The sequence below is a fragment of the Kutzneria buriramensis genome, assembly GCF_003387475.1.
In the GTDB taxonomy this organism is placed as follows: domain Bacteria; phylum Actinomycetota; class Actinomycetes; order Mycobacteriales; family Pseudonocardiaceae; genus Kutzneria; species Kutzneria buriramensis.
On sequence record NZ_QUNO01000003.1, the window covers coordinates 173,906 to 197,134 of the forward strand.

Annotated in this window: 24 protein-coding genes; 14 read left to right on the forward strand and 10 right to left on the reverse strand. The window is 69.9% G+C overall.

The window, feature by feature from the left end; genetic code table 11:
• The first annotated feature begins 55 nt into the window (after positions 1 to 55).
• Positions 56 to 733, forward strand: a complete 678-nt coding sequence (locus tag BCF44_RS09270; protein WP_116173782.1) for an amino acid ABC transporter permease — start codon at positions 56 to 58, stop codon at positions 731 to 733.
• Positions 730 to 1,620, forward strand: a complete 891-nt coding sequence (locus BCF44_RS09275; protein ID WP_116173783.1) for an amino acid ABC transporter permease — start codon at positions 730 to 732, stop codon at positions 1,618 to 1,620. Before BCF44_RS09270 ends, BCF44_RS09275 begins: the two co-directional genes overlap by 4 nt.
• 81 nt (positions 1,621 to 1,701) lie before the next feature.
• On the opposite strand, the gene BCF44_RS09280 is transcribed toward BCF44_RS09275, so the two are convergent.
• The 5 genes from BCF44_RS09280 to BCF44_RS09300 all read right to left on the reverse strand — a co-directional run bounded on the left by BCF44_RS09280 (position 1,702) and on the right by BCF44_RS09300 (position 6,589).
• Positions 1,702 to 2,568, reverse strand: a complete 867-nt coding sequence (locus BCF44_RS09280) for a transporter substrate-binding domain-containing protein (protein WP_170217433.1) — start codon at positions 2,566 to 2,568, stop codon at positions 1,702 to 1,704.
• A gap of 200 nt (positions 2,569 to 2,768) precedes the next feature.
• Positions 2,769 to 3,515 carry a succinate dehydrogenase/fumarate reductase iron-sulfur subunit gene (locus tag BCF44_RS09285; protein ID WP_116173785.1) on the reverse strand — a complete coding sequence of 249 codons (747 nt, stop codon included), beginning with the start codon at positions 3,513 to 3,515 and terminating at the stop codon, positions 2,769 to 2,771.
• Between the two features lies 1 nt (position 3,516).
• Positions 3,517 to 5,424, reverse strand: a complete 1,908-nt coding sequence (locus BCF44_RS09290) for a fumarate reductase/succinate dehydrogenase flavoprotein subunit (protein WP_116173786.1) — start codon at positions 5,422 to 5,424, stop codon at positions 3,517 to 3,519.
• A gap of 31 nt (positions 5,425 to 5,455) precedes the next feature.
• Entirely contained in the window at positions 5,456 to 6,244 is a 789-nt protein-coding gene (locus BCF44_RS09295) for a hypothetical protein (RefSeq protein WP_116173787.1), read from the reverse strand.
• Between the two features lie 54 nt (positions 6,245 to 6,298).
• A complete protein-coding gene (locus BCF44_RS09300; RefSeq protein WP_116173788.1) occupies positions 6,299 to 6,589 on the reverse strand; it encodes a hypothetical protein in 291 nt (96 codons plus the stop codon).
• 371 nt (positions 6,590 to 6,960) lie between these two features.
• On the opposite strand from BCF44_RS09300, the gene edd reads away from it, so the two are divergent.
• The 6 genes from edd (at position 6,961) to BCF44_RS09330 (ending at position 16,072) form a co-directional block, all read left to right on the forward strand.
• Positions 6,961 to 8,814 (forward strand): phosphogluconate dehydratase, encoded by a 1,854-nt coding sequence (edd, locus tag BCF44_RS09305; protein ID WP_170217434.1) that lies wholly within the window; start codon positions 6,961 to 6,963, stop codon positions 8,812 to 8,814.
• Between the two features lie 5 nt (positions 8,815 to 8,819).
• On the forward strand, positions 8,820 to 9,443 hold the full coding sequence (gene eda / locus BCF44_RS09310; RefSeq protein ID WP_116173789.1) for a bifunctional 4-hydroxy-2-oxoglutarate aldolase/2-dehydro-3-deoxy-phosphogluconate aldolase: 624 nt from the start codon (positions 8,820 to 8,822) through the stop codon (positions 9,441 to 9,443).
• Positions 9,444 to 9,711: 268 nt separating this feature from the next.
• On the forward strand, positions 9,712 to 11,394 hold the full coding sequence (locus BCF44_RS09315; protein ID WP_116173790.1) for a PQQ-dependent sugar dehydrogenase: 1,683 nt from the start codon (positions 9,712 to 9,714) through the stop codon (positions 11,392 to 11,394).
• Positions 11,395 to 11,562: 168 nt separating this feature from the next.
• Positions 11,563 to 13,521 carry a PEP/pyruvate-binding domain-containing protein gene (locus BCF44_RS09320; protein WP_246014910.1) on the forward strand — a complete coding sequence of 653 codons (1,959 nt, stop codon included), beginning with the start codon at positions 11,563 to 11,565 and terminating at the stop codon, positions 13,519 to 13,521.
• Positions 13,518 to 14,756, forward strand: a complete 1,239-nt coding sequence (locus BCF44_RS09325; protein ID WP_116173791.1) for an MFS transporter — start codon at positions 13,518 to 13,520, stop codon at positions 14,754 to 14,756. Before BCF44_RS09320 ends, BCF44_RS09325 begins: the two co-directional genes overlap by 4 nt.
• Entirely contained in the window at positions 14,756 to 16,072 is a 1,317-nt protein-coding gene (locus BCF44_RS09330) for an MFS transporter (RefSeq protein WP_116173792.1), read from the forward strand. Before BCF44_RS09325 ends, BCF44_RS09330 begins: the two co-directional genes overlap by 1 nt.
• On the opposite strand, the gene BCF44_RS09335 is transcribed toward BCF44_RS09330, so the two are convergent.
• Positions 16,029 to 16,685 (reverse strand): HAD family hydrolase, encoded by a 657-nt coding sequence (locus BCF44_RS09335; RefSeq protein ID WP_116173793.1) that lies wholly within the window; start codon positions 16,683 to 16,685, stop codon positions 16,029 to 16,031. The genes BCF44_RS09330 and BCF44_RS09335 overlap by 44 nt on opposite strands.
• Before the next feature lie 4 nt (positions 16,686 to 16,689).
• Positions 16,690 to 17,103, reverse strand: a complete 414-nt coding sequence (locus BCF44_RS09340) for a hypothetical protein (protein WP_116173794.1) — start codon at positions 17,101 to 17,103, stop codon at positions 16,690 to 16,692.
• 104 nt (positions 17,104 to 17,207) lie between these two features.
• On the opposite strand from BCF44_RS09340, the gene BCF44_RS09345 reads away from it, so the two are divergent.
• Entirely contained in the window at positions 17,208 to 17,396 is a 189-nt protein-coding gene (locus BCF44_RS09345; protein WP_147328444.1) for a hypothetical protein, read from the forward strand.
• Between the two features lie 144 nt (positions 17,397 to 17,540).
• On the opposite strand, the gene BCF44_RS09350 is transcribed toward BCF44_RS09345, so the two are convergent.
• The 3 genes from BCF44_RS09350 to BCF44_RS09360 form a co-directional block, all read right to left on the reverse strand.
• Positions 17,541 to 18,005, reverse strand: coding sequence for a regulatory protein RecX (locus tag BCF44_RS09350; RefSeq protein ID WP_379798228.1), 465 nt, complete (start codon positions 18,003 to 18,005; stop codon positions 17,541 to 17,543).
• 80 nt (positions 18,006 to 18,085) lie between these two features.
• On the reverse strand, positions 18,086 to 19,126 hold the full coding sequence (gene recA, locus BCF44_RS09355) for a recombinase RecA (protein WP_116173796.1): 1,041 nt from the start codon (positions 19,124 to 19,126) through the stop codon (positions 18,086 to 18,088).
• A gap of 165 nt (positions 19,127 to 19,291) precedes the next feature.
• Positions 19,292 to 19,486 (reverse strand): DUF3046 domain-containing protein, encoded by a 195-nt coding sequence (locus BCF44_RS09360; protein WP_116173797.1) that lies wholly within the window; start codon positions 19,484 to 19,486, stop codon positions 19,292 to 19,294.
• A gap of 486 nt (positions 19,487 to 19,972) precedes the next feature.
• Between BCF44_RS09360 and BCF44_RS09365 the strand changes: the two genes are divergently transcribed.
• From BCF44_RS09365 to BCF44_RS09385, 5 genes are all read left to right on the forward strand, one after another.
• A complete protein-coding gene (locus tag BCF44_RS09365; RefSeq protein ID WP_116173798.1) occupies positions 19,973 to 20,581 on the forward strand; it encodes a cyclodeaminase/cyclohydrolase family protein in 609 nt (202 codons plus the stop codon).
• The gene (locus BCF44_RS09370; RefSeq protein WP_116173799.1) at positions 20,578 to 21,399 is read left to right on the forward strand and encodes a bifunctional 5,10-methylenetetrahydrofolate dehydrogenase/5,10-methenyltetrahydrofolate cyclohydrolase; all 822 of its coding nucleotides are present in this window, start codon (positions 20,578 to 20,580) and stop codon (positions 21,397 to 21,399) included. The genes BCF44_RS09365 and BCF44_RS09370 overlap by 4 nt, the downstream gene beginning before the upstream one ends.
• 206 nt (positions 21,400 to 21,605) lie before the next feature.
• The gene (locus tag BCF44_RS09375) at positions 21,606 to 21,821 is read left to right on the forward strand and encodes a CbtB domain-containing protein (RefSeq protein ID WP_116173800.1); all 216 of its coding nucleotides are present in this window, start codon (positions 21,606 to 21,608) and stop codon (positions 21,819 to 21,821) included.
• A gap of 23 nt (positions 21,822 to 21,844) precedes the next feature.
• On the forward strand, positions 21,845 to 22,684 hold the full coding sequence (locus BCF44_RS09380) for a CbtA family protein (protein ID WP_116173801.1): 840 nt from the start codon (positions 21,845 to 21,847) through the stop codon (positions 22,682 to 22,684).
• Positions 22,681 to 23,220: a histidine phosphatase family protein gene (locus BCF44_RS09385; RefSeq protein ID WP_116173802.1), complete on the forward strand. Its 540-nt coding sequence runs from the start codon at positions 22,681 to 22,683 to the stop codon at positions 23,218 to 23,220. Before BCF44_RS09380 ends, BCF44_RS09385 begins: the two co-directional genes overlap by 4 nt.
• Positions 23,221 to 23,229 lie beyond the last annotated feature (9 nt).

Consider the following 23,229-nt stretch of genomic DNA (forward strand, 5'->3'; position numbering starts at 1 on the left):
GCCTCGTGGGCGGCCGAGCCCGCGCGGAACGCACGGAGAAAACAAGGAGCTGCAGGTGGACTTCCTGAGCAACTACGACCTGCTCGGTGCGTTCTGGACCACCGTGCAGCTCACCTTCTGGTCCGCGATCGGCGCGCTGGTCTGGGGCATCGTGCTGGCCGGCATGCGGGTCAGCCCGGTGTGGCTGATGCGCGCCTTCGCCACCGCGTACGTCAACATCGTGCGCAACACGCCGCTGACGCTGATCGTGGTCGCCTCGTCGCTGGGCCTGTACCAGGCGCTGGGCGTCTCGCTGACCACCGACAAGACGACGGCGGCGCTGGCCATCACCAACTTCCGGCTCGCGGTGCTGGCGTTCGTGCTCTACACCGGCACGTTCGTGGCCGAGGCCGTGCGGTCGGGCATCAACACCGTGCCGGTCGGGCAGGCCGAGGCCGCCCGCGCGCTCGGGCTCGGCTTCTTCCAGACGCTCACGCTGATCGTGCTGCCGCAGGCCTTGCGCTCGGTGGTGGCGCCGCTGGCCAGCGTGCTGATCGCGCTGACCAAGAACACCACCGTCGCGAGCGCCATCGGCGTGGCCGAGGCCGCGGTGCTGATGAAGACCATGCTGGAGAACGAGGGCCAGGCCGGCACGCTGGTGTTCGCCGTCTTCGCGATCGGCTTCGTGATCCTGACCCTCCCCGTCGGCCTGCTGCTGGGCTGGCTGTCCAAGAAGGTGGCGGTGAAGCGATGAGCGGCGCGCCCTCCGTTCTCTACGACGCGCCGGGGCCCAAGGCCAAGGTCCGCAACCTGGTCTACAGCGTGGTGTTCCTCGCGCTGCTGGCGGCCGTGGCCTGGTTCGTGTTCGTCGCGCTCGACGACAAGGGCCAGTTCACGTCGGCCATGTGGAGCCCGTTCGTGCAGGGCGACACCTGGACCGTGTACCTGCTGCCGGGCCTGGGCACGACGCTGCTGGCGGCCGTGCTGGCCATCGTCATCGCGCTACCGGTCGGCGCGGTCTTCGGCATCGCCCGGCTGTCCGACCACGTGTGGATCCGGGTGCCGGCCGGCGTGCTGGTGGAGCTGTTCCGGGCCATCCCGGTGCTGATGCTCATGCTGTTCGCGAACTTCTTCTACGACTGGTACACCGACATCGACTCCGACGTCCGGCCGCTGTTCGCCGTGGTGACCGGCCTGGTGCTGTACAACGGGTCCGTGCTGGCCGAGGTGTTCCGCGCCGGCATCGAGTCGCTGCCGAAGGGGCAGTCCGAGGCGGCGTACGCGCTGGGGCTGCGCAAGACCCAGACCATGCTGACGATCCTGCTGCCGCAGGCCGTCACCGTGATGCTGCCGGCCATCGTCAGCCAGCTCGTGGTCGTCGTGAAGGACACCGCCCTGGGCAGCACCATCCTGTCGTTCTCGGACCTGCTGTCCAACTACCGGATCCTGCCCGCCAACTACGGCAACACCATTCCCACGCTGGTCGTCATCGGCCTGATCTACGTGGTGGTCAACTGGGTGGTCACGCGCCTGGCGGCCATGCTGGAGCGCCGCCTCTCCCGACGGGGCCGCAGCACCGCCCGCCCCACCGCCGCCGCCAGCACCACCGCCGTCCCCGTAGCCGACATGCCGACGGTCTGACCCCCTTTTTTTGACGCAGGGAAGGACGCCTTACCCGCACTGGATGCAGGGAAGGCGTCCTTCCCTGCATCTGGGGGTTCGTCAGCTGGGGATGCTCGGGGGCGCGGGTTTGGGGCTGGTGGCGCCGAGGGCGGCGTCGTAGTCACGCTGCCAGGTGCCGTCGGTGACGGCGGTGCGGATGATCCGGGTGAGGCGGTCCCGCAGGTCGGCGTCCCCACCCGGCAGCGCGATGACGTAGTCCACGGGCTTCGGGGCAGCCAGCGCCGACACGGCCAGGTTCGAGGGGTCCGCCGACGCGTAGCCGCTGACCACGGGCAGGAAGTCCGCGACGGCGTCCACCGAGCCGGATCCCAGCTCGTCCACGCAGTCCCTCGCCGACGTGCTGGCGACGAGCTTGTCGGGGTCGGTGAGCCTGGCGTCCCGGGCCAGGCCCTGCGGCGCCGAGTTCGCCACCGTGCAGACCTTGCGCCCGGCGGCGGTCGACGCGTCCGACACCGTCGGCCCCGACTTCCGGTACAGCAGCCCCAACCCGGCCGTCAGATACGGCCCCGCGGTCAGCAACCCGGCCTGCCTGGCCTGGGCGGCGGTCGTGCCGCCGAGGTAGATGTCGACGGTGCCGGCCTCGACGGACGGCAGCGAGGTGTCGGGCGTCAGCTGGGTGAAGGCGATCTGCTGCGGGCTGAGCCCGAGACCGGCGGCGACGAGTTGGACCAGTGAGACCTCGAAACCGCTGAACACCCCGGAAACGGGGTCGCGGTGGGCCAATCCGGGCGTGTCGGCCCGAATTCCCACAATGATCTTGCCGCGGGCCGTGATCCGTTTCAGGGTCGACGACTCGGCCGGCCGCGAGGACGTGGTCGGAGCCGGCTCGCCGGGGCCGTCGCACGCGGCCACCAGCACCGACACCGCCGCCACCAGCGCGGCGAGGCCGGTGACTCGCTGGTTCACGATCCCCATCGTGCCTACCGACGGGGACCCTGTCGACCGGAGAGCCGTCGAGGCATCGAAGAGATCGCGGATTCGCGCCGCTACCTGGACCGCGGGCAGAGTCGGATCGCGTCTTTCCAGCGATCCGACTCTGCCGAGGGAAGGCGGCGGCTCAGAGGCGAATCCGCCCGGCGCGGAACGCGCCGAGAGGGCACAGCAACCTATTTGTTGGTGCGCTTGAACAACCGGAGAATCGGGTCGTAGTAGTGGTCGGCGACCCGTTCCTTCATGGGGATCAGCGCGTTGTCGGTGATCTTGATGTGCTCCGGGCACACCTCGGTGCAGCACTTGGTGATGTTGCAGAAGCCCAGGCCGTGATCGGTCTTGGCCTCCTGCGCGCGGTTCTCGTGCGCGTCGAGCGGGTGCATGTCCAGTTCGGCGATGCGCATCAGGAAGCGCGGCCCGGAGAAGTTGGTCTTGTTGTCCTCGTGGTCACGGACGACGTGGCAGGTGTTCTGGCACAGGAAGCACTCGATGCACTTGCGGAACTCCTGCGAGCGCTCGACGTCCACCTGCTCCATGCGGTACTCGCCCGGCGCCACGCCCTCCGGCGGCGCGAACGCCGGCACCTCGCGGGCCTTCTCGTAGTTGTACGAGACGTCGGTGACCAGGTCGCGGATGACCGGGAACGTCCGCATCGGCGTCACCGTGACGGTCTCGTCCTCGCTGAACACCGACATCCGGGTCATGCACATCAGCCGCGGCCGGCCGTTGATCTCCGCCGAGCAGGAGCCGCACTTGCCGGCCTTGCAGTTCCACCGCACGGCCATGTCCGGCGCCTGGGTGGCCTGGAGCCGGTGGATCACGTCCAGCACGACCTCGCCCTCGTTCACCTCCACGGTGAAGTCCTGGAGGTCGCCGCCCTCGGCGTCGCCGCGCCACACCTTGAACTTCGCCTTGTACCCCATGTCAGCTCTCCTTCGCGGGGACATCGGCGAGCTCGCCGGGGGTGAAGTACTTCGCCAGCTCCGTGTACTCGAACAGGCCCATCAGGTCGGGCCGCAGCGGAATCTGGTCCTTGGACGTGACGTCGACGCCGTCGCCGGCGGCGTTGAGCACGCAGACCAGCAGCTGCTTGCGCCAGTCGGCGTCCATCGCCGGGTGGTCCTCGCGGGTGTGGCCGCCGCGGCTCTCGGTGCGCAGCAGCGCCGCCTTGGCCACGCACTCGCTGACCAGCAGCATGTTGCGCAGGTCCAGCGCCAGGTGCCAGCCCGGGTTGAACTGCCGGTGGCCCTCGACCACGATGTTGCGGGCCCGCTGCTTGAGCTCCTCCAGCGCCACCAGCGCCTGCTCCACCTCGCCGCCGCGGCGGATGATGCCGACCAGGTCGTTCATCGTCTGCTGGAGCTGGGTGTGCACGGTGTACGGGTTCTCCTGCGCGCCGGCCTCGCCGCCGTCGAACTCGGCCACCGCCCGCCGGGACGCGGCGTCCACATCGGACTCCGCGATGACCGGCTTCTTGTCACCGAGCCCGTCCACGTACTCCGACGCGCCCGTGCCGGCCCGCCGGCCGAACACCAGCAGGTCGGACAGCGAGTTGCCGCCGAGCCGGTTGGAGCCGTGCATGCCGCCGGCCACCTCGCCGCAGGCGAACAGGCCGGCCACGCTGGAGGCCGCGGTGTCCGGCTCGACCTCGACGCCGCCCATCACGTAGTGGCAGGTCGGCCCGACCTCCATCGGCTCCTTGGTGATGTCGACGTCGGCCAGCTCCTTGAACTGGTGGTGCATCGACGGCAGCCGCCGGATGATCTCCTCGGCCGGCAGCCGGGACGACACGTCCAGGAACACGCCGCCGTGGGGCGATCCCCGCCCCGCCTTGACCTCGGAGTTGATCGCGCGGGCGACCTCGTCCCGGGGCAGCAGCTCCGGCGGGCGCCGGTTGTTGCCCTGGTCGGTGTACCAGCGGTCGGCCTCGTCCTCGTTGTCGGCGTACTTGTCCTTGAAGACGTCCGGGATGTAGTCGAACATGAAGCGCTTGCCGTCGCTGTTGCGCAGCACGCCGCCGTCGCCGCGGACCGACTCGGTGACCAGGATGCCCTTGACGCTGGGCGGCCACACCATGCCGGTCGGGTGGAACTGGACGAACTCCATGTTGATCAGGGACGCCCCCGCGCGCAGGGCGAGCGCGTGGCCGTCGCCCGTGTACTCCCAGGAGTTCGACGTCACCTTGAACGACTTGCCGATGCCGCCGGTGGCCAGCACCACCGCGGGCGCGCCGAACAGCACGAACCGGCCGCTCTCGCGCCAGTAGCCGAACGCGCCGGCGATCCGGTCGCCGTCGCGCAGCAGCTCGGTCACCGTGCACTCGGCGAACACCTTGAGCCGGGACTCGTAGTCGCCGGTCTCGCGCTTGTCCTCCTGCTGCAACGACACGATCTTCTGCTGGAGGCTGCGGATCAGTTCCAGGCCGGTGCGGTCGCCGACGTGCGCCAGCCGCGGGTACTCGTGCCCGCCGAAGTTGCGCTGGCTGATCTTGCCGTCCTTGGTGCGGTCGAACAGCGCGCCGTAGGTCTCCAGCTCCCAGACCCGGTCCGGGGCCTCCTTGGCGTGCAGTTCGGCCATCCGCCAGTTGTTCAGGAACTTGCCGCCGCGCATGGTGTCGCGGAAGTGCACCTGCCAGTTGTCGTCGCTGTTGACGTTGCCCATGGAGGCGGCGATGCCGCCCTCGGCCATCACGGTGTGCGCCTTGCCGAACAGCGACTTGCACACCACGGCGACGCGCTTGCCCTGTTGCCGGGCCTCGATCGCGGCGCGCAGGCCCGCGCCGCCCGCGCCGATGACCACGACGTCGTAGTCGTGGCGTTCCAACTCGGTCATGATGAAAGCTCCACTACTGCCGTTGTCGGGCTCAGAAGAACCGGAGGTCGGTGATGGTTCCGCCGGCGACGAGCGCGACGTAGAGGTCGGCGAGCGCGACCCCGATCAGCGAGGCCCAGGCGAAGAACATGTGCCGGGTGTTGAGCTTGGACACCAGCGTCCACGCCTTGTACCGCACCGGGTGCTTCGAGAAGTGCGTCAGCCGCCCGCCCATCACGTGCCGGCAGGAGTGGCAGGACGCGGAGTACAGCCACAGCAGGGTCGCGTTGGCCAGCAGCACCAGGGTGCCCAGGCCCATGTGGCCCCACGCGCCGGTGGAGTCGCGGAAGGCGATCACGGCGTCGTAGGTCAGGATGACGTTGAAGATCAGCCCGATGTAGAAGAAGTACCGGTGGATGTTGTTGAGCACCAGCGGGAAGCGGCGCTCACCGGTGTACTTGCCGTGCGGTTCGGCGACCGCGCAGGCCGGCGGCGAGGACCAGAAGCCGCGGTAGTAGGCCTTGCGGTAGTAGTAGCAGGTCAGCCGGAAGCCGAGCGGGAAGATCAGGATGATCAGCGCCGGGGACAGCGCCCACCAGCCGCCGAAGACGGCGACCTCGCTCGAGCCCGGCACACAGTTCGTGGCCAGGCACGGCGAGTAGAACGGCGAGATGTAGGGGGCCGAGTAGTAGTCGGCGTTCTGGAATGCCCGGATGGTCGCGTAGATGATGAACGCGACCAGCACCGCGACCGTGACGGCGGGCTGGACCCACCACCGGTCGGTACGCAGTGTGCGCGCGGATATCTGTGCCCGACCCGGGGCAGTGGTGCCAGCCGTCATGAAGACCTCTTCGCCTCTTTGCGATGAAGTTGTGGGTCGGGCACGCCCGCGTGGTTATCCGCGGTGGGCCTGGTAGCCGCCGACCCCCTCGTCGTCAGCACCATGCCACAGGGCCGGATCGTAGGGTGTGTCGGGGACCACAACGACTTCCACCGGCGCCGCGGCCCGCGGGGCCGGCGCGGGGCGGGACGAGCCGAGGTCCTCGGCGTCGATGTCCAGCCGCTCCAGGTCGTTGACCAGCCGCTTCACCACCGTCGCGTCCCCGTACTGGGTCTCCAACGCGGTGATGCACTGCCGAAGCTGTCCGATGGCACGCCGCAGGTTCGCGATCTCCGAAGTCGACATTTCGGCACCTCCCAAGACTTGATCAGGCGTCAACGTGTTCGGCGCCACATCGCGCCCTCGCAATGCACTCTGCCTGAACCACAAGCCTGTGACAAGTGCCACAAGCGATCTTGGCAATCGCGTCTGCACGCCAGTTCTTCCAGCGTCGGCGCCACATGTTCGGACCTGCGGAGCACGATGGACAGGGACCAGCAAACGACTAGAGAAGTGGTGGAGATCACGGTGACTAGGCGTTTCACTGAATCGGTTTTGATTCCCTCGGGTGACATGTCTTAGTGTGGGTCCCGTCACGTTGCCCGTGAAGCGACGCCAGTGCCGTCGTCCAGCCGGGCCGCAGAGGCGGCCCGTGAGCAGGACAGGAGTCACCGGCTATGGCGATTCACCCCGTGGTTGCCCAGGTCACCGCGCGGATCGAGGAACGAAGTGCGCACACCCGCGCCGACTACGTACAGCGGATGCGCGCCGCCGCGAGCGAGCGGCCGGCACGCGCCGGCATGGCGTGCAGCAACCTCGCGCACGGCTTCGCCGCCTGCTTCGGCGAGGACCGCCTGGCGGTCAAGCAGCTGACCAAGCCCGGCGTCGCGATCATCTCCTCGTACAACGACCTGCTGTCGGCGCACCAGCCGCTGCACGAGTACCCGGCGTGGCTGAAGGACTCGGTGCGCGAGGCCGGCGGCGTCGCCCAGTTCGCCGGCGGCGTGCCGGCCATGTGCGACGGCATCACCCAGGGCCAGCCCGGCATGGAGCTGTCGCTGTTCAGCCGCGAGGTGATCGCGATGGCCACCGGCATCGCGCTCTCGCACGAGATGTTCGACGCCTCGCTGCTGCTGGGCGTCTGCGACAAGATCGTGCCCGGGCTGCTGATCGGCGCGCTGGCCTTCGGCCACCTGCCGGCCGTGCTGGTGCCGGCCGGGCCGATGTCGTCGGGCCTGCCCAACAAGGAGAAGGCCCGGATCCGGCAGCTCTACGCCGAGGGCAAGGCCACCCGCGAGGAGCTGCTGGAGGCCGAGTCGGCGTCCTACCACGGCCCCGGCACCTGCACGTTCTACGGCACGGCCAACTCCAACCAGATGGTCGTCGAGGTGATGGGCCTGCACCTGCCCGGCGCGTCCTTCGTGCCGCCGAACACGCCGCTGCGCAAGGCACTGACCGAGGAGGCCGGGCGGCGGGTCGTCGGGCTGGCCCGGTCGACGTCGCTGGCCGAGATGGTGGACGTCAAGGCCGTGGTGAACGGCGTGGTGGCGCTGCTGGCGACCGGCGGGTCCACCAACCTGACGCTGCACCTGCCGGCGATCGCCGCCGCCGCCGGCATCCAGCTCGGGTGGGACGACTTCGCCGAGCTGTCGGCGGTGGTGCCGCTGATGGCCCGCGTGTACCCGAACGGCAGCGCCGACATCAACCACTTCCAGGCGGCCGGCGGGGTGCCGTTCCTCGTCGGCGAGCTGCTCGACGCCGGCCTGCTGCACCCGGACGTGAACACCGTCGCCGGGCCGGGTCTGGACCGCTACCGGCAGGAGCCGTTCCTCGACGGCGACCGCGTGGTGTGGCGGGACGGCGCCCGCGAGTCGCTGGATCCCGCCGTGCTGCGGCCGGCCACCGACCCGTTCTCCGCCGACGGCGGCCTGCGCATGCTGTCCGGCAACCTGGGCCGGGCCGTGATCAAGGTGTCGGCGGTGGCTGCCGAGCACCGCGTCGTGCAGGCGCCGGCGCGGGTGTTCACCACGCAGGAGGGGTTCAGCGCGGCGTTCAAGGCCGGCGAGCTGGACCGGGACGTGGTGGTGGTGGTCCGCAACCAGGGGCCGCAGGCCAACGGCATGCCCGAGCTGCACAAGCTCACCGCCGCGCTGGGCGTGCTGATGGACCGGGGGCACCGCGTCGCGCTCGTCACCGACGGCCGCATGTCCGGCGCGTCCGGCAAGATCCCCGCCGCGATCCAGCTGACGCCGGAGGCCGCGACCGGCGGGCCGCTGGCGCGGGTGCGTGACGGAGACGTCATTCGGCTGGACGCCCAGCGTGGCAGCATCGAGGTGTTCGTCGACGACGCCGAGCTGATGGGGCGGCGGCTGGTGGACGGGCCGCCGCACGAGTTGGAGTGGATGGGCACCGGGCGCGAGCTCTTCGGGGCGCTGCGCCGCGCGATCGGTCCCGCCGACGAGGGCGCCAGCGTGTTCGGCAGCACGCTGACGCCGGAGAAGTTCACCGCCCCCGTGACCGCCTGGAAGTGAGGATCATGACTACGCCGGCAGACCTGCTGGAACTGTCCCCCGTGATGCCCGTCGTCGTGCTGGACGACGTGGCGCAGGCCGTGCCGGTCGCCGAGGCGCTGCTGCGCGGCGGCATCCGGGTCATCGAGGTGACGCTGCGGACGCCCGCCGCGCTGGCGTCGATCGAGCGGATCGCCGCCGCCGTGCCGGACCTGGTGGTCGGCGCCGGCACCGTCACCGCGCCCGAGCACGCCAAGCAGGCTTTGGACGCCGGCTCGCGCTTCATCGTCACCCCCGGCTCGACGGACGCGGTGCTGGACGCCGTCGCCGCCACCGGGCTGCCGTTCCTGCCCGGCGTCAGCACCGTGTCCGAGGCGATGTGGGCCGCCGAGCGGGGATGCACCGTGCTGAAGTTCTTCCCGGCCGAGGCCGCCGGCGGGGCGGCGTACCTGAAGTCCGTCCACGGCCCGTTGCCGGGGCTTCGCTTCTGCCCCACCGGCGGCATCACCGTGGAGAGCGCCCCGAAGTACCTGGCGCTGCCCAACGTCGGCTGCGTCGGCGGCTCCTGGCTCACCCCCAAGGACGTCTTGGCCGCCGGTGACTGGCAGCGCATCGAGCAGTTGGCCACCGCCGCCTCCCGCCTCCGCTAACCCCCGCGAGTCGCGCTCTCAGACAGACCGAATGTAGGTGTCGGGCAGAACTGAGCCTCCGGGCTCAGTTCTGCTTTTTTCGTGCGTTCGCCCTGTCCGTGGGCGCGACTCGCGGGGGTTCGATCGGGTGCGTCGCTGGTGAGGATCGCTCGGCGGGCGGGGTTTTACGACAACTCGTACGCTCCCGACACCGGCGGTTGACCCGACTGCAACTTTATGAAAACGTTTGTGACCCGCCGCCGCGATACCGAACCAGTGGGAGGTATCCGTGGCACCACGCACACGGCGGTCGCTGGCCGTGGCCGGCGCCCTGTTGGCCGGGGCACTCGCCGCCGGGCTCACCCTGACCGCCGTCGAGCCGGCCCTGGCGTCGACGCAGGCCCCGGCAGCGGTTCCGACGCCGCCGTCGAACCTCAAGGCCAGCAACATCACCGAGACCACGGTCGACCTGGCCTGGAACGCGTCCACCAGCAGTGTCGGCCTGGCCGCGTACGACATCTACCACGACGGCCAGCTGACCAAGTCGGTCGACGGCAAGACGCTGAAGGCCACCGTCACCGGCCTGACCCAGAACACCAGCTACGGCTTCTACATCAATGCCCGCGACACCAAGGGCGGCGTCTCCCAGGCCAGCAACACGGTCCAGGTGACGACCAAGAAGTCCAGCGACAACACGCCTCCGACCGCGCCGACCGGCCTCAAGGTCGCAGGCGTGACGGCGAACTCCATCTCCCTGACGTGGACGAAGTCCACCGACAACGTCGGCGTCACCGGCTACACCGTGCTCGAGGGATCCTCGCAGGTGGGCCTGGCCACCACGAACTCCTTCACCGTGCAGGGCCTCGCGCCGAACTCCTCGCACACGTACACGGTCACCGCGCGCGACGCGGCCGGCAACGCGTCGAAGCCGAGCGCCGCGGTCACCGGCAAGACCTCCGGCGGGGGCGGCGGCAGCGGCACCACGCCCGGCCAGGTCACCAAGGTCGCCGACGACTCGGACGTGCCGTGGGGCCTGGTGACGCTGCCGGACGGGACGATCCTGTTCAACGAGCGCGACACGCACAACCTGATCCACCTGGACCCGAAGACCGGCACGAAGACAACCGCCGGCACGGTTCCCGGCGTCTCCGGCACGAACGGCGAGGGTGGCCTGCTCGGCCTGGAGCTCTCCCCCACCTTCACGTCGGACAGCTGGATCTACGCGTACTTCACCACCGCCTCGGACAACCGCATCGCGAGGTTCAAGTACACGAACGGAAAGCTCGACGCGAGCAGCCAACAGGTGCTGCTGAAGGGGATTCTGCGCAACCAGTTCCACAACGGTGGCCGGCTGCGCTTCGGCCCGGACGGCAAGCTGTACGCCGGCGTCGGTGACGGCGAGAACGGCAACAACGCGCAGGACCTCAACTCCCTCAACGGAAAGATCCTGCGGCTCAACCCGGACGGCAGCGTCCCGTCGGACAACCCGTTCCCCGGCAAGTACGTGTGGAGCTACGGCCACCGCAACGTCGAGGGCCTGGCCTTCGACTCGAAGGGCCGGCTCTGGGAGGCCGAGCTCGGCAACTCGATCATGGACGAGCTGAACCTGATCCAGAAGGGCGGCGACTACGGCTGGCCGTCGTGCGAGGGCACCTCGGGCAGCGGCTGCGGCAACTCCAAGTTCGTCAAGCCGGTCCAGACCTGGCCGGTGGCCAACGCCTCGCCCAGCGGCCTGGCGATCGTGCACGACGTGCTGTTCATGGCCGCGCTGCGCGGCCAGCGGCTGTACCGCATGCAGATCACCGGCGACAGCACCACCAAGCCGGTGGCCTACTTCGACGGCACCTACGGCCGGCTGCGCACCGTGGAGCCGGCGCCGGACGGCGGCCTGTGGCTCACCAATTCCAGCGGTGACAAGGACAGCACGCCGAACAACAGCAAGGACGCGATCTTCCACGTGCAGCTGAACTAGCGCGTGGCTGGCGGAAACGGGGACCTCCCGGGCGGGTGGGGTCCCCGTTTCTCGTGTCCAGGGGTCGATTACCGGCGAAAGTCGAGCATTCCGCTTGTTGTCGGAGCGGATCCTTTTTGTCCCCCATGGTAGTTTCGCTCGCCGTTCGACGACATCTGGGGAGACGAAGTGGACGCACCCGCGCTGATCGACGCCCAACTGACGATGACCGCCTTCACCCAGTTAGCGGGCAGACTGGGCGGTTATCCGTTCGTGAAGGTGGTCGTCGACCGGCCCGGCGGGCACATCCATTTCGTCAACGACGCGCGGTACTCCTTCCACGCCGAGTACATCGCCGCGGAGATCCTCGGCATCAGCAGGACCGAACTCGAGTCCGGCATCGACGCGTTCAATCACAGCGTCTACCACGCCGATGACCGGCGCTTCTATCTCGGCATCCTGGCCCTGCACACCACCGACGACCGGCGCGTGCTCTCGCTGGAGACGGTCGAGGTGGACACCATGTCCGGCCCGATGCTGGCGTATTTCTACCTGGCCGTGCGGGCCGCGGTCGACCCGGCGCTGCCGGTGCTGCTGAAACCGGCCAACCACAGCCAGGAACAGCTGCTGGCCGAGATTCCCGCCGCCGAGGTGCCGCGGATCCGGGCGCACGAGCTGTTCTCCTCGGCACGATTCGTCCCGTTGAATCCCGGCTCCGCGCACGGCCGGCTGCGGGCGTTCCACACCGAGGCCGACTATCGCGCCGCGGCGGATTCCCTTGAGTGGTACGACATCATCGTCATGCACCGCGTGCCCGACGATGTGCCACGCCTGGCCGGAATCGTGAATGCACACCACACCACGCCGTTGTCGCACACCAATGTGCTGGCGTCGGGCTGGCAGGTGCCGAATGCCGTGCAACTGGGTGTTTTCGACCGCATCGACGCCGAACAGCTGAACGGCCGATGGGTCCGCTACGAGGTCGATCCCGCCGCCGAGGAGATCACCCTGGTCGCGACCGAGGATCCCGTTGACGTCACCCGCAAGCCGGCCTGGTACGCGCAGCGAATCGTGTTGGAGGAGCCGGAATCCCAGACCTCGCCGATCGCCGGCCTCGACCGGCTCCGGCTGCACGACCGGCATCGCTACGGCACCAAGGCCGCCAACCTGGGCGAGCTGCACCACGTGCTCGCCAACGGTTCCGGCCGGCTGCTGGGCTTCTACCAGGTGCGCCGGCCGCCGCGGGAGAACCTGTTGCCGTACCTGGCAAAGTTGCTCGACGTGCCGTCCGACGCCGACCTCGGCGACGCGGCCGTCCGACTGCTGCGGGACAACATCGAGGTGCCGCGCGGAATCGCCCTGCCGTTCTCCGTGCAGCGGCGCTTCCTGGAGTCCTCGCCTCGGGTGCAGCAGGCCATCGGCAAGCTGAAGATGGCGCTGGAACTGGATGTTCCCGACGTCGACCGGCTCTGCCTCGAGCTGCAACGCCTCATCCGCGCCACTCGGATCCCCGGCGACCTGCGCGACGCCGTGGACGCCGCTCTCGTGTCCGAGCTCGGCGGCGTCCGCACCTTCGTCGTGCGCAGTTCGTCCAACGCCGAGGACCTGGCCGGATTCTCCGCGGCCGGCATCTACGAGTCGATCAACCACGTGACCACCGCCGACCGGATCTTCGCCTCCATCAAGGAGGTCTGGGCGTCGCTGGTGTCGCCGCGCAGCGTGCGGCTGCGCCAGCAGGCCGGCATCTCGCTCGACGACAGCTACATGGGCGTGATCGTGCAGGAGCAGGTCGACGGCGCCGTCGGCGGCGTCATGGTCACGACGAACCCGTTGAACCGCAACGACTTCCGCAACGTGTACATCAACGTCTCGGCCAAGTCGGTGATCGACGTCGTGTCCGGTTCCGAGCTGCCCATCCAGTACCTCTACAGCACCGTCGAGGGCGACGGCCGCACCGTCTCGCTCGGCGACGCCGACGAGGACCTGGATGTCTCGACGCGCCAACAACTCCAGCGCCTCGCCATCGCCGGCCGCCTGCTCCAGGCCCACTTCTCGCCCGACTACACCTTCGACTCGCCGGTCGACGTCGAGTGGATCGCCGACCAGCGGCGGATCACCGTCGTCCAGCTCCGGCCGTACAGCTCGTGAGCGCCGTGCGGCGGGCGGTGTGGCTCAGCTACACCTTCCAGTTCTTCTTCGGCCTGCTGCTCTGGCTGCCCGTGTTCTACGAGTACCAGCGCCAGCTCGGCCTGTCCGACACCCAGATCTTCGGCATCCAGAGCATCTACTACATCGCCTTCTGCCTGCTCGAGATCCCCACCGGCATGGTCGCCGACCGCTTCGACTACCGCCACTGCCTGGTGGCCGGCGGCGTCGTGCTCATCGCGGCCAACCTCACCCCCGTGGTGCTCGCCTCGTACACCGGCTTCCTGGTGCACTTCCTCCTCATCGCCCTGGCCCGCTCCCTCGTCTCCGGCGCAGCAAGCGCTTACCTGTACGAGTACATGCACGCCGCCGGCGCCGGCGCGGACTACCCCCAGGCCGAGGGCTACGGCCGCTCGTACAGCCTCATCGGCAAGGTCGTGTGCTGGCCGGTCGTGGGCCTGCTCATGCAGTGGAACATGCCGTCGCCGTACTGGCTCAGCGCCGTCAACGCCGCCATCGCAGTGGTCGCCGCCGTCGCCCTACCGGCGATACCGGGACGTTCTTCGAGGCAGTTGGATTCCGCCATCGCCGCTCCTTCCGACCGCCCCTCGCCGCCACCCATCTCCGTCGCGCTCCGCGGTGCCTTCCACCAGCTGCGGTCGTCCCGGCTGTTGGTGCTGCTCATGGTCCAGGGCGTGGCCATCTTCACGCTGGCCCGGATCTGCTCGGTCAACCTGTTCCAGCCGATCCTGGACAGCAAGCACACCCCGGTCGTCCTGTACGGGGTCGTGATGGCGCTGATGACCGTGTTCGAGGCGCTCGGCGCGGCCCGGCCCAACTGGTTGCGTAGGCGGGTGAGCGATGTGCGGTCGGTGTTCCTGCTGACCGTGGCGATGGCGGTGACGCTGGCGTTGGCCGGGCTGCTCGGAGTCGTGGGCGCGGTGGTTGCGTTGTGCGTGTTCTCGCTGGCGTGCGGGCTGTCGTTCCCGATCCAGCGGGCGCTGTTGAACGCCGCGATCACCGATTCCCGTTACCGCGCAACGCTGTTGTCCATCGAGTCCATCATCGACCGAGCGGTGTGCGCCCTGGTGGCGTTGGCCCTCGGCGGTTACCTGGAGGCCGGCCAGCTGACCGGTTTCCTGGTGCAGACCGCGGTCGGGACCTGCGTGCTGATGGTCGCGGTCGGCGTTGCGATCAAAGCGGCGCGGCGACGGGCGGAAGCCGCTACGGTTGGCTGATGTTCCGGGCGGTGCTGGCGGTGCCGGACTTCCGCTGGCTGTGGGCCGGCGAGGCGCTGTCCCAGGCCGGCGACCAGCTGGCCCGGGTGGCGCTGGCCGTGCTCGTGTACCAGCGGACGTCATCGCCCGCGCTGACCGCGTTGTCCTACGCCCTGACCTTCGTGCCCACCCTGGTCGGCGGCGCCCTGCTCGGCTGGGTCGCCGACCGCGTGGCGCGCCGGACCGTCATGGTCGCCTGCGACCTGCTCCGAGCAGTGCTCGTCGGCGCACTCGCGATTCCCGGCATGCCGCTGCCCGTGCTGTACGTCCTGCTGATCGGCGTGACCCTGTTGGGCGGTCCGTTCCGGGCCGCCCAACAGGCCCTGCTCCCGGACGTTCTCGACGGCGAGCTCTACGTCTCCGGTCTGGCGCTGCGCGGCATGACGATCCAGGGCGCCCAACTCGCCGGCTTCGCGTGTGGCGGCGTGCTGGTCGCCGCGCTGACGCCGTATTGGGCGCTGGCCGTCGACGCCGGCACGTTCCTGGCGTCCGCGCTGCTGGTCGGTTCCGGCGTCCGCCACCCCGCGGCGGTGTCGCCCCCGACGGCGTGGACTTCGGCTGGTGAATCGCCGTCGTCTGCCCCGCGGTCGGCCGGCGGTGCATCGTCGCCATCTGCTCGGCTGCCGGCCGGATCGCCGGTGTCTGCCCAGCGGTCGGCCGGCGGCTCGGTGCTCGCGGGTCTCCGCGTGGTGTTCGGCGATCCGGCCGTGCGGGCGCTGGCCATCCTGAGTTGGCTCGCCGGCTTCTACGTCGTCCCGGAGGGTCTGGCCGCTCCCTACGCCGCCGCGATCGGCACCGGCACGGTCGGCGTCGGCCTACTGATGGCGGCCGATCCCGCCGGATCGGTCATCGGCGCCTTCGCCCTGGCCCGGTGGATTCCCGAGCACCTGCGGCCACGCCTGCTCGGCTTGCTAGCTGTGCTAGCCGGGCTGCCGCTGCTCGTGTGCGCACTCCAGCCCGGACTGCTCGTTTCGCTAGCGGCGCTAGCGGTTTCGGGAGCGTTGGCGCAGGCGTACCAGACGCAGGACACCGCCTCGCTCGCCCGCGCGGTGCCGAGCGCCGGTCGGGCGCAGGTGATGGGGATCGTGGTCAGCGGTCTCGTGACCGTGCAGGGTGTGGGCGTTCTGCTCGCGGGCGTGCTCGCCGACGCGATCGGGACACCGTTGACCATCGGGATCGCCGGCCTCGGGGGCATAGCCGTGGGCGTGCCCACGGCTCTGTCGTGGCGGCGCGCTACGCGTCGATCAGTGCCAGGGCTTCCGGAATCGAGTCGGTGACCGGCACTCCCGCGGTCTCCAGACGGTCCCGCGGCATCATGCCGGTGGTCACCAGCACGCACTGCGCGCCGACCTGCCTGGCCGCCAGGGCGTCATCCACGACATCACCGATCATGACGACGTCGGCCGGGTCCAGCCGCTGCGCCTCGAGGTGCTCGACCAGGTGCTCCGCCTTCGAGCCGCCCATGTTGTAGCCACGCAGGCCGTCGACTCGATCGAACAGGCCGGTCAGGCTCATCTTGCCGACCAGCGGCACCAGCTCGTCGTGGAACCACATCGACAGCAGCGACTGGCTGCGGCCCGCGGCCCGCCACTCGTGCAGCAGGTCCGGCACGCCGACCGCCAGGCCGCAGGTCTCCAGTTCCAGCCGGTAGGCCCGGTGGTACTGCTGGTCGATGACGTCCCAGTCGGCCTCGGTGAGCGCCCGGCTCAGCACCTTCTCGTAGCAGGCGAGGATGGGCCGGCTGAACACCGCGCGCCACTCGTCCAGCGTCACCGGCGCGGACTCGTACATCGCGCACACCGTGTTGACCGCCGCTAACACTGCGTGATTGTCGTCCAGGAGCGTTCCGTTCCAGTCCCAGACCACATGGCGTGCCCGCAGCTTCGTCACCGGCTCAGCCTACGTAATACGTCGCCAGGTACGTCGCCCACAGAGCCGTGAACACCGTCGCCCCGGCCGCCGTCGCCGCAAGCCGTCCGCGCCTCCTCGTGGTGCGGCCGAACAACTCATAGCCGCCGTAGGCCAGGAAGCCCGCGATCCCCGCCAGCAACCCCACCGTCGCCGCCGGGCTGCGTCCCCAGCCCCACGTCACCAATGTCACGACGACCGCCAGCAGTCCGAACGAGACCGTCGCCAGAAACAGCTCGCCAACGGCTTCGAGGACGAGGTCCTTGAGGAACTCCCCCACCGCCCGAACCGCCGCCGCGATGGCCTCGCCCACTCGCCTCGGCCACAACCGCCATGGCTGCATCGCGTCCCGTCGGATCAGCGCCAGCTCTCGGCGTGCGGCCTCGCGTGACTCGGACATAAGTCCCAGTTTCTCTCATCCCTTCGAGTGAAGTCCGGGACTTTCCGCGAACCGATTCGTGGTGGCGCTGAGCACATCGGGCCGTCGCCGCGTAGATGAACAGCATGAGCAGCGATGACCCCGACACCATCCGCTTCAACCGCTTCGTGCCGCCCGAGGAGGGCGAGGAGATCGAGGCCCAGGCGCGGTTCTTCGGCGTGACGGTGGACCAGATGCTCCAGGACACCGAGACCATGACCATGATGCGCGGCGGGCGTCACCAGGCCATGCACGAGTTCAACTGGCACCGCTGACCCACCACGGCCCCGGTTAGGGGCGAGTACACCGGGCCGCACCTGACTGAGATCGCCGGCCACACAACGTCGGCGGCCCCGCCACACCGGTCCCCCGGGACTCGGTCAGGCGTGCACCGCCCGGCCACACGGAATTCGGCCCGGTCAGCAGTCCTCATCGGGGAGGCCGGATCCTGCGCTGGCGAGTTCTTCGCGCACCACGCGGATCGCCATGCCCTCGGCGTAGCCCTTGCGGGCGAGCACGCCGACCAGGCGGCGCAGCTTGGTGGTGTCGTCGACCCTGGCCACGGACGGCAGCTTCCGGCGCACCAGCTCGCGCGCCCGCTCCAGCTCGCTGTCCTCGCCGACGGCGGCGGCCGCCTGGGCGGCCACCGAATCGTCGACACCCTTGCGGCGCAACTCGTTCACGAGCGCCCGCCGGGACAGGCCCTTGTGACCGTGCCGGGACGCCACCCACTCGTGGGCGAACGCCTCGTCGTCGATCAGGCCCGCCCGGTCCAGGCGGCCGAGCACCAGCTCGGCCACCTCCTCCTCGATCTCCTTGCGCGCCATGGCCTGCCGCAGCTCGGTGCGGGACCGGGCCCGCACGCTCAGCAGCCGCACACACAGATCCTGCGCCCGACGCACCTCCGGCGCGTCCCGCACCGCCGGGGTCTCACCCGACGATGCCTCTTCCCGCTCCACGACCGTCAGAAGTCGACCGGCGCCGGCGCGTCCTCGGCGTCCAGCTTGGCGCCGATGCCCAGCTTCTCCTTGATCTTCTTCTCGATGTCGTTGGCGACGTCCGGGTTCTCCAGCAGGAACTTGCGGGCGTTCTCCTTGCCCTGGCCCAGCTGGTCGCCGTCGTAGGTGTACCAGGCGCCGGACTTGCGCAGGATGCCCTGCTCCACACCCATGTCGATGAGCGAGCCCTCGCGGCTGATGCCGTGGCCGTACAGGATGTCGAACTCGGCCTGCTTGAACGGCGGGGCCACCTTGTTCTTCACGACCTTGACCCGGGTCCGGTTGCCGACCGCGTCGCCGCTGTCCTTGAGCGTCTCGATCCGGCGCACGTCCAGGCGCACCGAGGCGTAGAACTTCAGCGCCTTGCCACCGGTCGTGGTCTCCGGCGAGCCGAACATGACGCCGATCTTCTCGCGCAGCTGGTTGATGAAGATCGCGGTGGTGTTCGAGTTGTTCAGCGCGCTGGTCATCTTGCGCAGCGCCTGGCTCATCAACCGGGCCTGGAGACCCACGTGGTTGTCGCCCATCTCGCCCTCGATCTCGGCCCGCGGCACCAGCGCGGCCACCGAGTCGATCACCAGGATGTCCAGCGCGCCCGAGCGGACCAGCATGTCCGCGATCTCCAGCGCCTGCTCGCCGGTGTCCGGCTGGGACACCAGCAGGCCGTCGGTGTCCACGCCCAGCGCCTTCGCGTAGTCCGGGTCCAGCGCGTGCTCGGCGTCGATGAACGCCGCGATGCCGCCGTTGCGCTGCGCGTTGGCCACCGCGTGCAGCGCCACCGTCGTCTTACCGGAGGACTCCGGGCCGTAGACCTCGATCACCCGGCCGCGCGGCAGGCCGCCGATGCCCAGCGCCACGTCGAGCGCGATGGAGCCGGTCGGGATCACCTCGATGGGCGCCCGGCCCTCCTGGCCCAGGCGCATCACCGAGCCCTTGCCGAAGTTCTTGTCGATCTGGGCCAGGGCCAGTTCGAGCGCCTTGTCCTTGTCCGGTGCTGCTGGTGCCATGGGAAGTTCACCTCTGTCTGTCTGGCTGGCCCACTCGCCCAGGGCCGCCGCCGGTTGTCGTCACCGAGGACGCTACGGGGAGGGTCTGACAATTTCGGCGACCCGCGGATCCCCAGGCTAGCCGAACACCTGTTCGAGGGAAAACCGACACGCCGTCCGCACTTCTCAGCGCCGCTCGACCGGCACGTCGAACGCCTCGCACACCACCCGCCAGATCGTCCTCGTCGGCACGCCGGCCTCCAGCGCCTGGTCGACGGTCAACCCGTCCAGGTCGGAAAACACGTGGTCGCGGGCGATCGTCTCGGACCGGACCCGCCCGAACTCCTCGGCCATCAGGGCCCGGAAGGCAGTGATACGCATCGTGGTCAACCCTACGCCGACAGCAAATTGCAGAAAGTGGGGACCGAGGGCTTCCCTGCCCCCGGAAACACGCTATCCTTGGGGCGGGCCCGTGATCCCCCCGACCTCAGCAGTTGGAAACTCACGGCGGAGCGCCGCAGTCGACCCCCAGGGCTGCGGCGCTCCTCTTTGTTTTGCCCCGCCTTCGGCGGGGCGGCTCGGCCCCTTCCAAGCCGATGCCTGGCCCTTGCCAGATTTTTCGAGCGCCGCATCGGCTTCCTGGTGGGGCGCGTCGGGTGGCGGCGCTCGAAAAATCTGCCAACCGGGCCAAGCATCGGCGGGGCCGAGCGCTCTCCGGGGGTGGGGGCGGAAGACCAGCCGTGGAAGTGCCGTGGAAGTTTGGTGCGTGGGGGCTACTGGGGGCGCGTTGGTGGCGGGTGGGGCTACCAAGTCCGCGTTCGTGGCGTTGGGGGCCGCGGAAAGTGCTGCTGGTCCTAGGCTTGATCCATGCGGGAGCAGAGCTTGGGGGACTGGCTGGACTCGTTGGCCTCGGGGGCGCCGGCTCCTGGGGGTGGGGCGGTGGCGGCGATGCACGCGGCGATGGCGGCGGGGCTGGTGTCGATGGTGTGCGAGCTGACAGTGGGACGACCGAAATACGCCGAGCACGAGGCGACGATGCGGGCGGTCCTGACCGAGGCCGGGGACCGGCGGCGGGAAGCGGTGGAGTTGGCGGACGCCGACGCGAAGGCGTTCACGGGGGTGACGGAGGCCTATCGGCTGCCGAAGGGCACCGACGAGGAGAAGGCGGCGCGGACCGCGGCGATCCAGCAGGCGCTGGTGGGAGCGGCGGCGGTGCCGGTGCGGACGGCGACGCTGGCCGGGGAGATCCTGGAGCTGGCGATGCGGATCCGGGCGGGGGCCAACGTGAACGTGCTGTCGGACGTGGCGGTGGCCGCGGTGTCGGCACGGGCGGCGATGCAGGCGGCGGCGGTCAACGTCGAGGTGAACCGGGCGGCGATGACCGACGTAGTCGCCCGAGCCCGACTGGAAGCGGAACTGGCCAGTATCGGCGACCGGATCGCCGTGGCCGAGAAGTTCATCGAGGAGCTGGCATGACCCTCATCGACGGCCGCGCGGTGGCCGCCACCATCCGTGCCCGGGTCGCCGAGGACGCGGCCCGGCTGCTGGCCGCCGGCACCACGCCGACGCTGGCGATCGTCGTCCCCACCGACGACGAGGCGACGGCCTGGTACGTGCGCTCGATCGTGCGCACCGGCGAGAAGATCGGCGTCGCCGTGCGGGTGGTCGAGGAGCGCGAGCTGTTGGGACCGTGCCTGGCGGAGCTGTCCGCGGACCCGACGGTGCACGGCGTGATGTGCCAGGCGCCGCTGCCGCCGGGCGTCGTCCGCGACGACATAGCCGTGCACATCGACCCGGCCAAGGACGTGGACGGCGCGAACCCGAGCAGCCTCGGCCGGCTGGCGGTGGGCCTGCCGGCGTTCGCGCCGGCGACGGCGCAGGCGGTGGTGGAGCTGCTGCACGCCCACGGCACGACGCTGGCCGGCGCGGACGTTGTGGTTGTCGGCCGCAGCGCGGTGGTCGGCAAGCCGGCGGCGCTGCTGCTGCTCGCGGAGAACGCCACGGTGACGGTGTGCCACTCCCGGACCAAGGACCTGGCGGTGCAGACGAGCCGTGCGGACGTGGTCGTCGCCTGCGTCGGCAGCGCGCACGTGCTCGGCGCGGCGCACATCCGCCCGGGCGCGGTGGTGATCGACGTCGGCACGAACCCCACCACGGACGGCGGCCTCGTCGGCGACGTGGACACTGCGGCGGTGGAGCCGATCGCGGAGGCGATCACGCCCGTGCCGGGAGGTGTCGGGCCGGTGACGACGGCGCTGCTGCTGCGCAACGTTGTGACGGCTGCCTCACACTGACTTCATAGTGCCTGCTCGGCCGATTGACGTGCCCCGACGGGTGTCCGTAATGTGCCGCGCTGAGTGATGGTGTGCGTAAGCCGGTGAGATTCCGGCGCGGTCGCGCCACTGTGTGCCCGGGTCCTCGCGGACGTGGGCGAGCCAGACACCACCCCATCGCCTGCCCCACTGACGAACGGGACGCACGATCCCCGAAGGAGGCTCCGTTGAGCACGATTCCCGCGACCACCGCCGTTGCGACGCCGGTCGTCCTGCCGCTGCCCAAGGCGATGCTGTGGCTGGGCGGCACCGTGCTGTTCGCCCTGGCCCTGTACTACTTCATCGGCATCGACCAGGGCGCGACCTCGGTCTTCGGCGACAACATGTACATCCACGAGTTCGTGCACGACGCGCGGCACTTCCTCGGTTTCCCCTGCCACTGATCACCTGGGCGGGACAACCGAACATGGAGAAGCGAATCATCCTGCGGGGCGTGCTGGTCGGCGCCCTCGCCGGACTGCTGGCGTTCGTCTTCGCGCGGATCTTCGCGGAGCCGCAGATCCAGGCCGCGATCGACTACGAGAGCGGCCGCGACCAGGCGCAGGCGGCCCTGGACAAGGCCGCCGGCCTGCCCGCGGGCGACGAGGGCCCGGAGATCTTCAGCCGGGCGATCCAGGCCAACGTCGGTATCGGCGTCGGCATGGTGCTGTTCGGCGTCGCGATGGGCGCGCTGTTCGCCGTGGCGTACGCGGTGTGCCTGGGACGGGTCGGCAATCTGCGGCCGCGCACGTTGTCGATGCTGGTCGCCGGCGGCGGCTTCCTGGGCATCTACCTGGTGCCGTTCATCAAGTACCCGGCCAACCCGCCGTCGATCGGCCACCAGGAGACGATCGCGCCGCGCGGTGCGCTGTACGTGCTGATGATGGTGTGCTCGGTGGCGTTCCTGATCGGCGCGGTGGTGCTGGGCAAGCGCCTGGCCAAGCGGTTCGGCAACTGGAACGCCACGTTGCTAGCGACGCTAGCTTTCGTAGTGGTGATCGGCGTTGCGATGGCGCTGCTGCCGTCGCTGGGTGAGCTGGCCGCGAATGTTCGCGACTACGGCCCGCAGGCGACCGAGACACCGCTGCCGCTGAAGAACCCGGCCGGCCAGATCGTCTACCCCGGATTCCCGGCCGACGTGCTGTGGGACTTCCGCTTCTACTCGATCGCCGCGCAGGCGATCCTGTGGGCGACCCTGGGCCTGGTGTTCGCGCCGCTGGCCGAGCGGCTGCTGGCGCCGAAACCGGCGCAGCAGCTGGCGATGTGAACCGGATCTTCCTCGTCTGCCACGGCGCCACCGACGCCGTGAAGCAGGCACGCTTTCCCGCCGACGAGCCGTTGTCGCGGCCGTTGGCGCCGCTGGCCGGACCGTCCAGACCGGACGGTCTCGGCCGCGGGCCGGAGCTGCGCTGCGCGCAGACCGCCGAGGCCCTCGGCTGGGACGCCGTGGTCGACGACGCCCTGGCCGACCTCGACCACGGCTCGTGGCGGGGACGGTCATTGGCGGAGGTCGACCAGCACGAACTGATGGCGTGGATGACCGATCCGGACGCCGCCCCGCACGGCGGCGAACCGGTCAGCGCCGTGCTCAAGCGGGTGGCCGCGTGGCTGGACCGCCAGGCCGACGTCGGCCGGCTGGGCGTGGTCACCTCGCCGGCCGTAGCAAGGGCAGCGGTCCTAGCGGCGCTAGGGGCACCGGCGTCCGCGTTCTGGCGGGTGGACATCGCGCCGCTGACCGTCACCCAGCTGACCGGCGGACCCGGCCGGTGGACCGTCCGCGAGACGGGCCGACCGCTGGCCTGAACTCCTGGG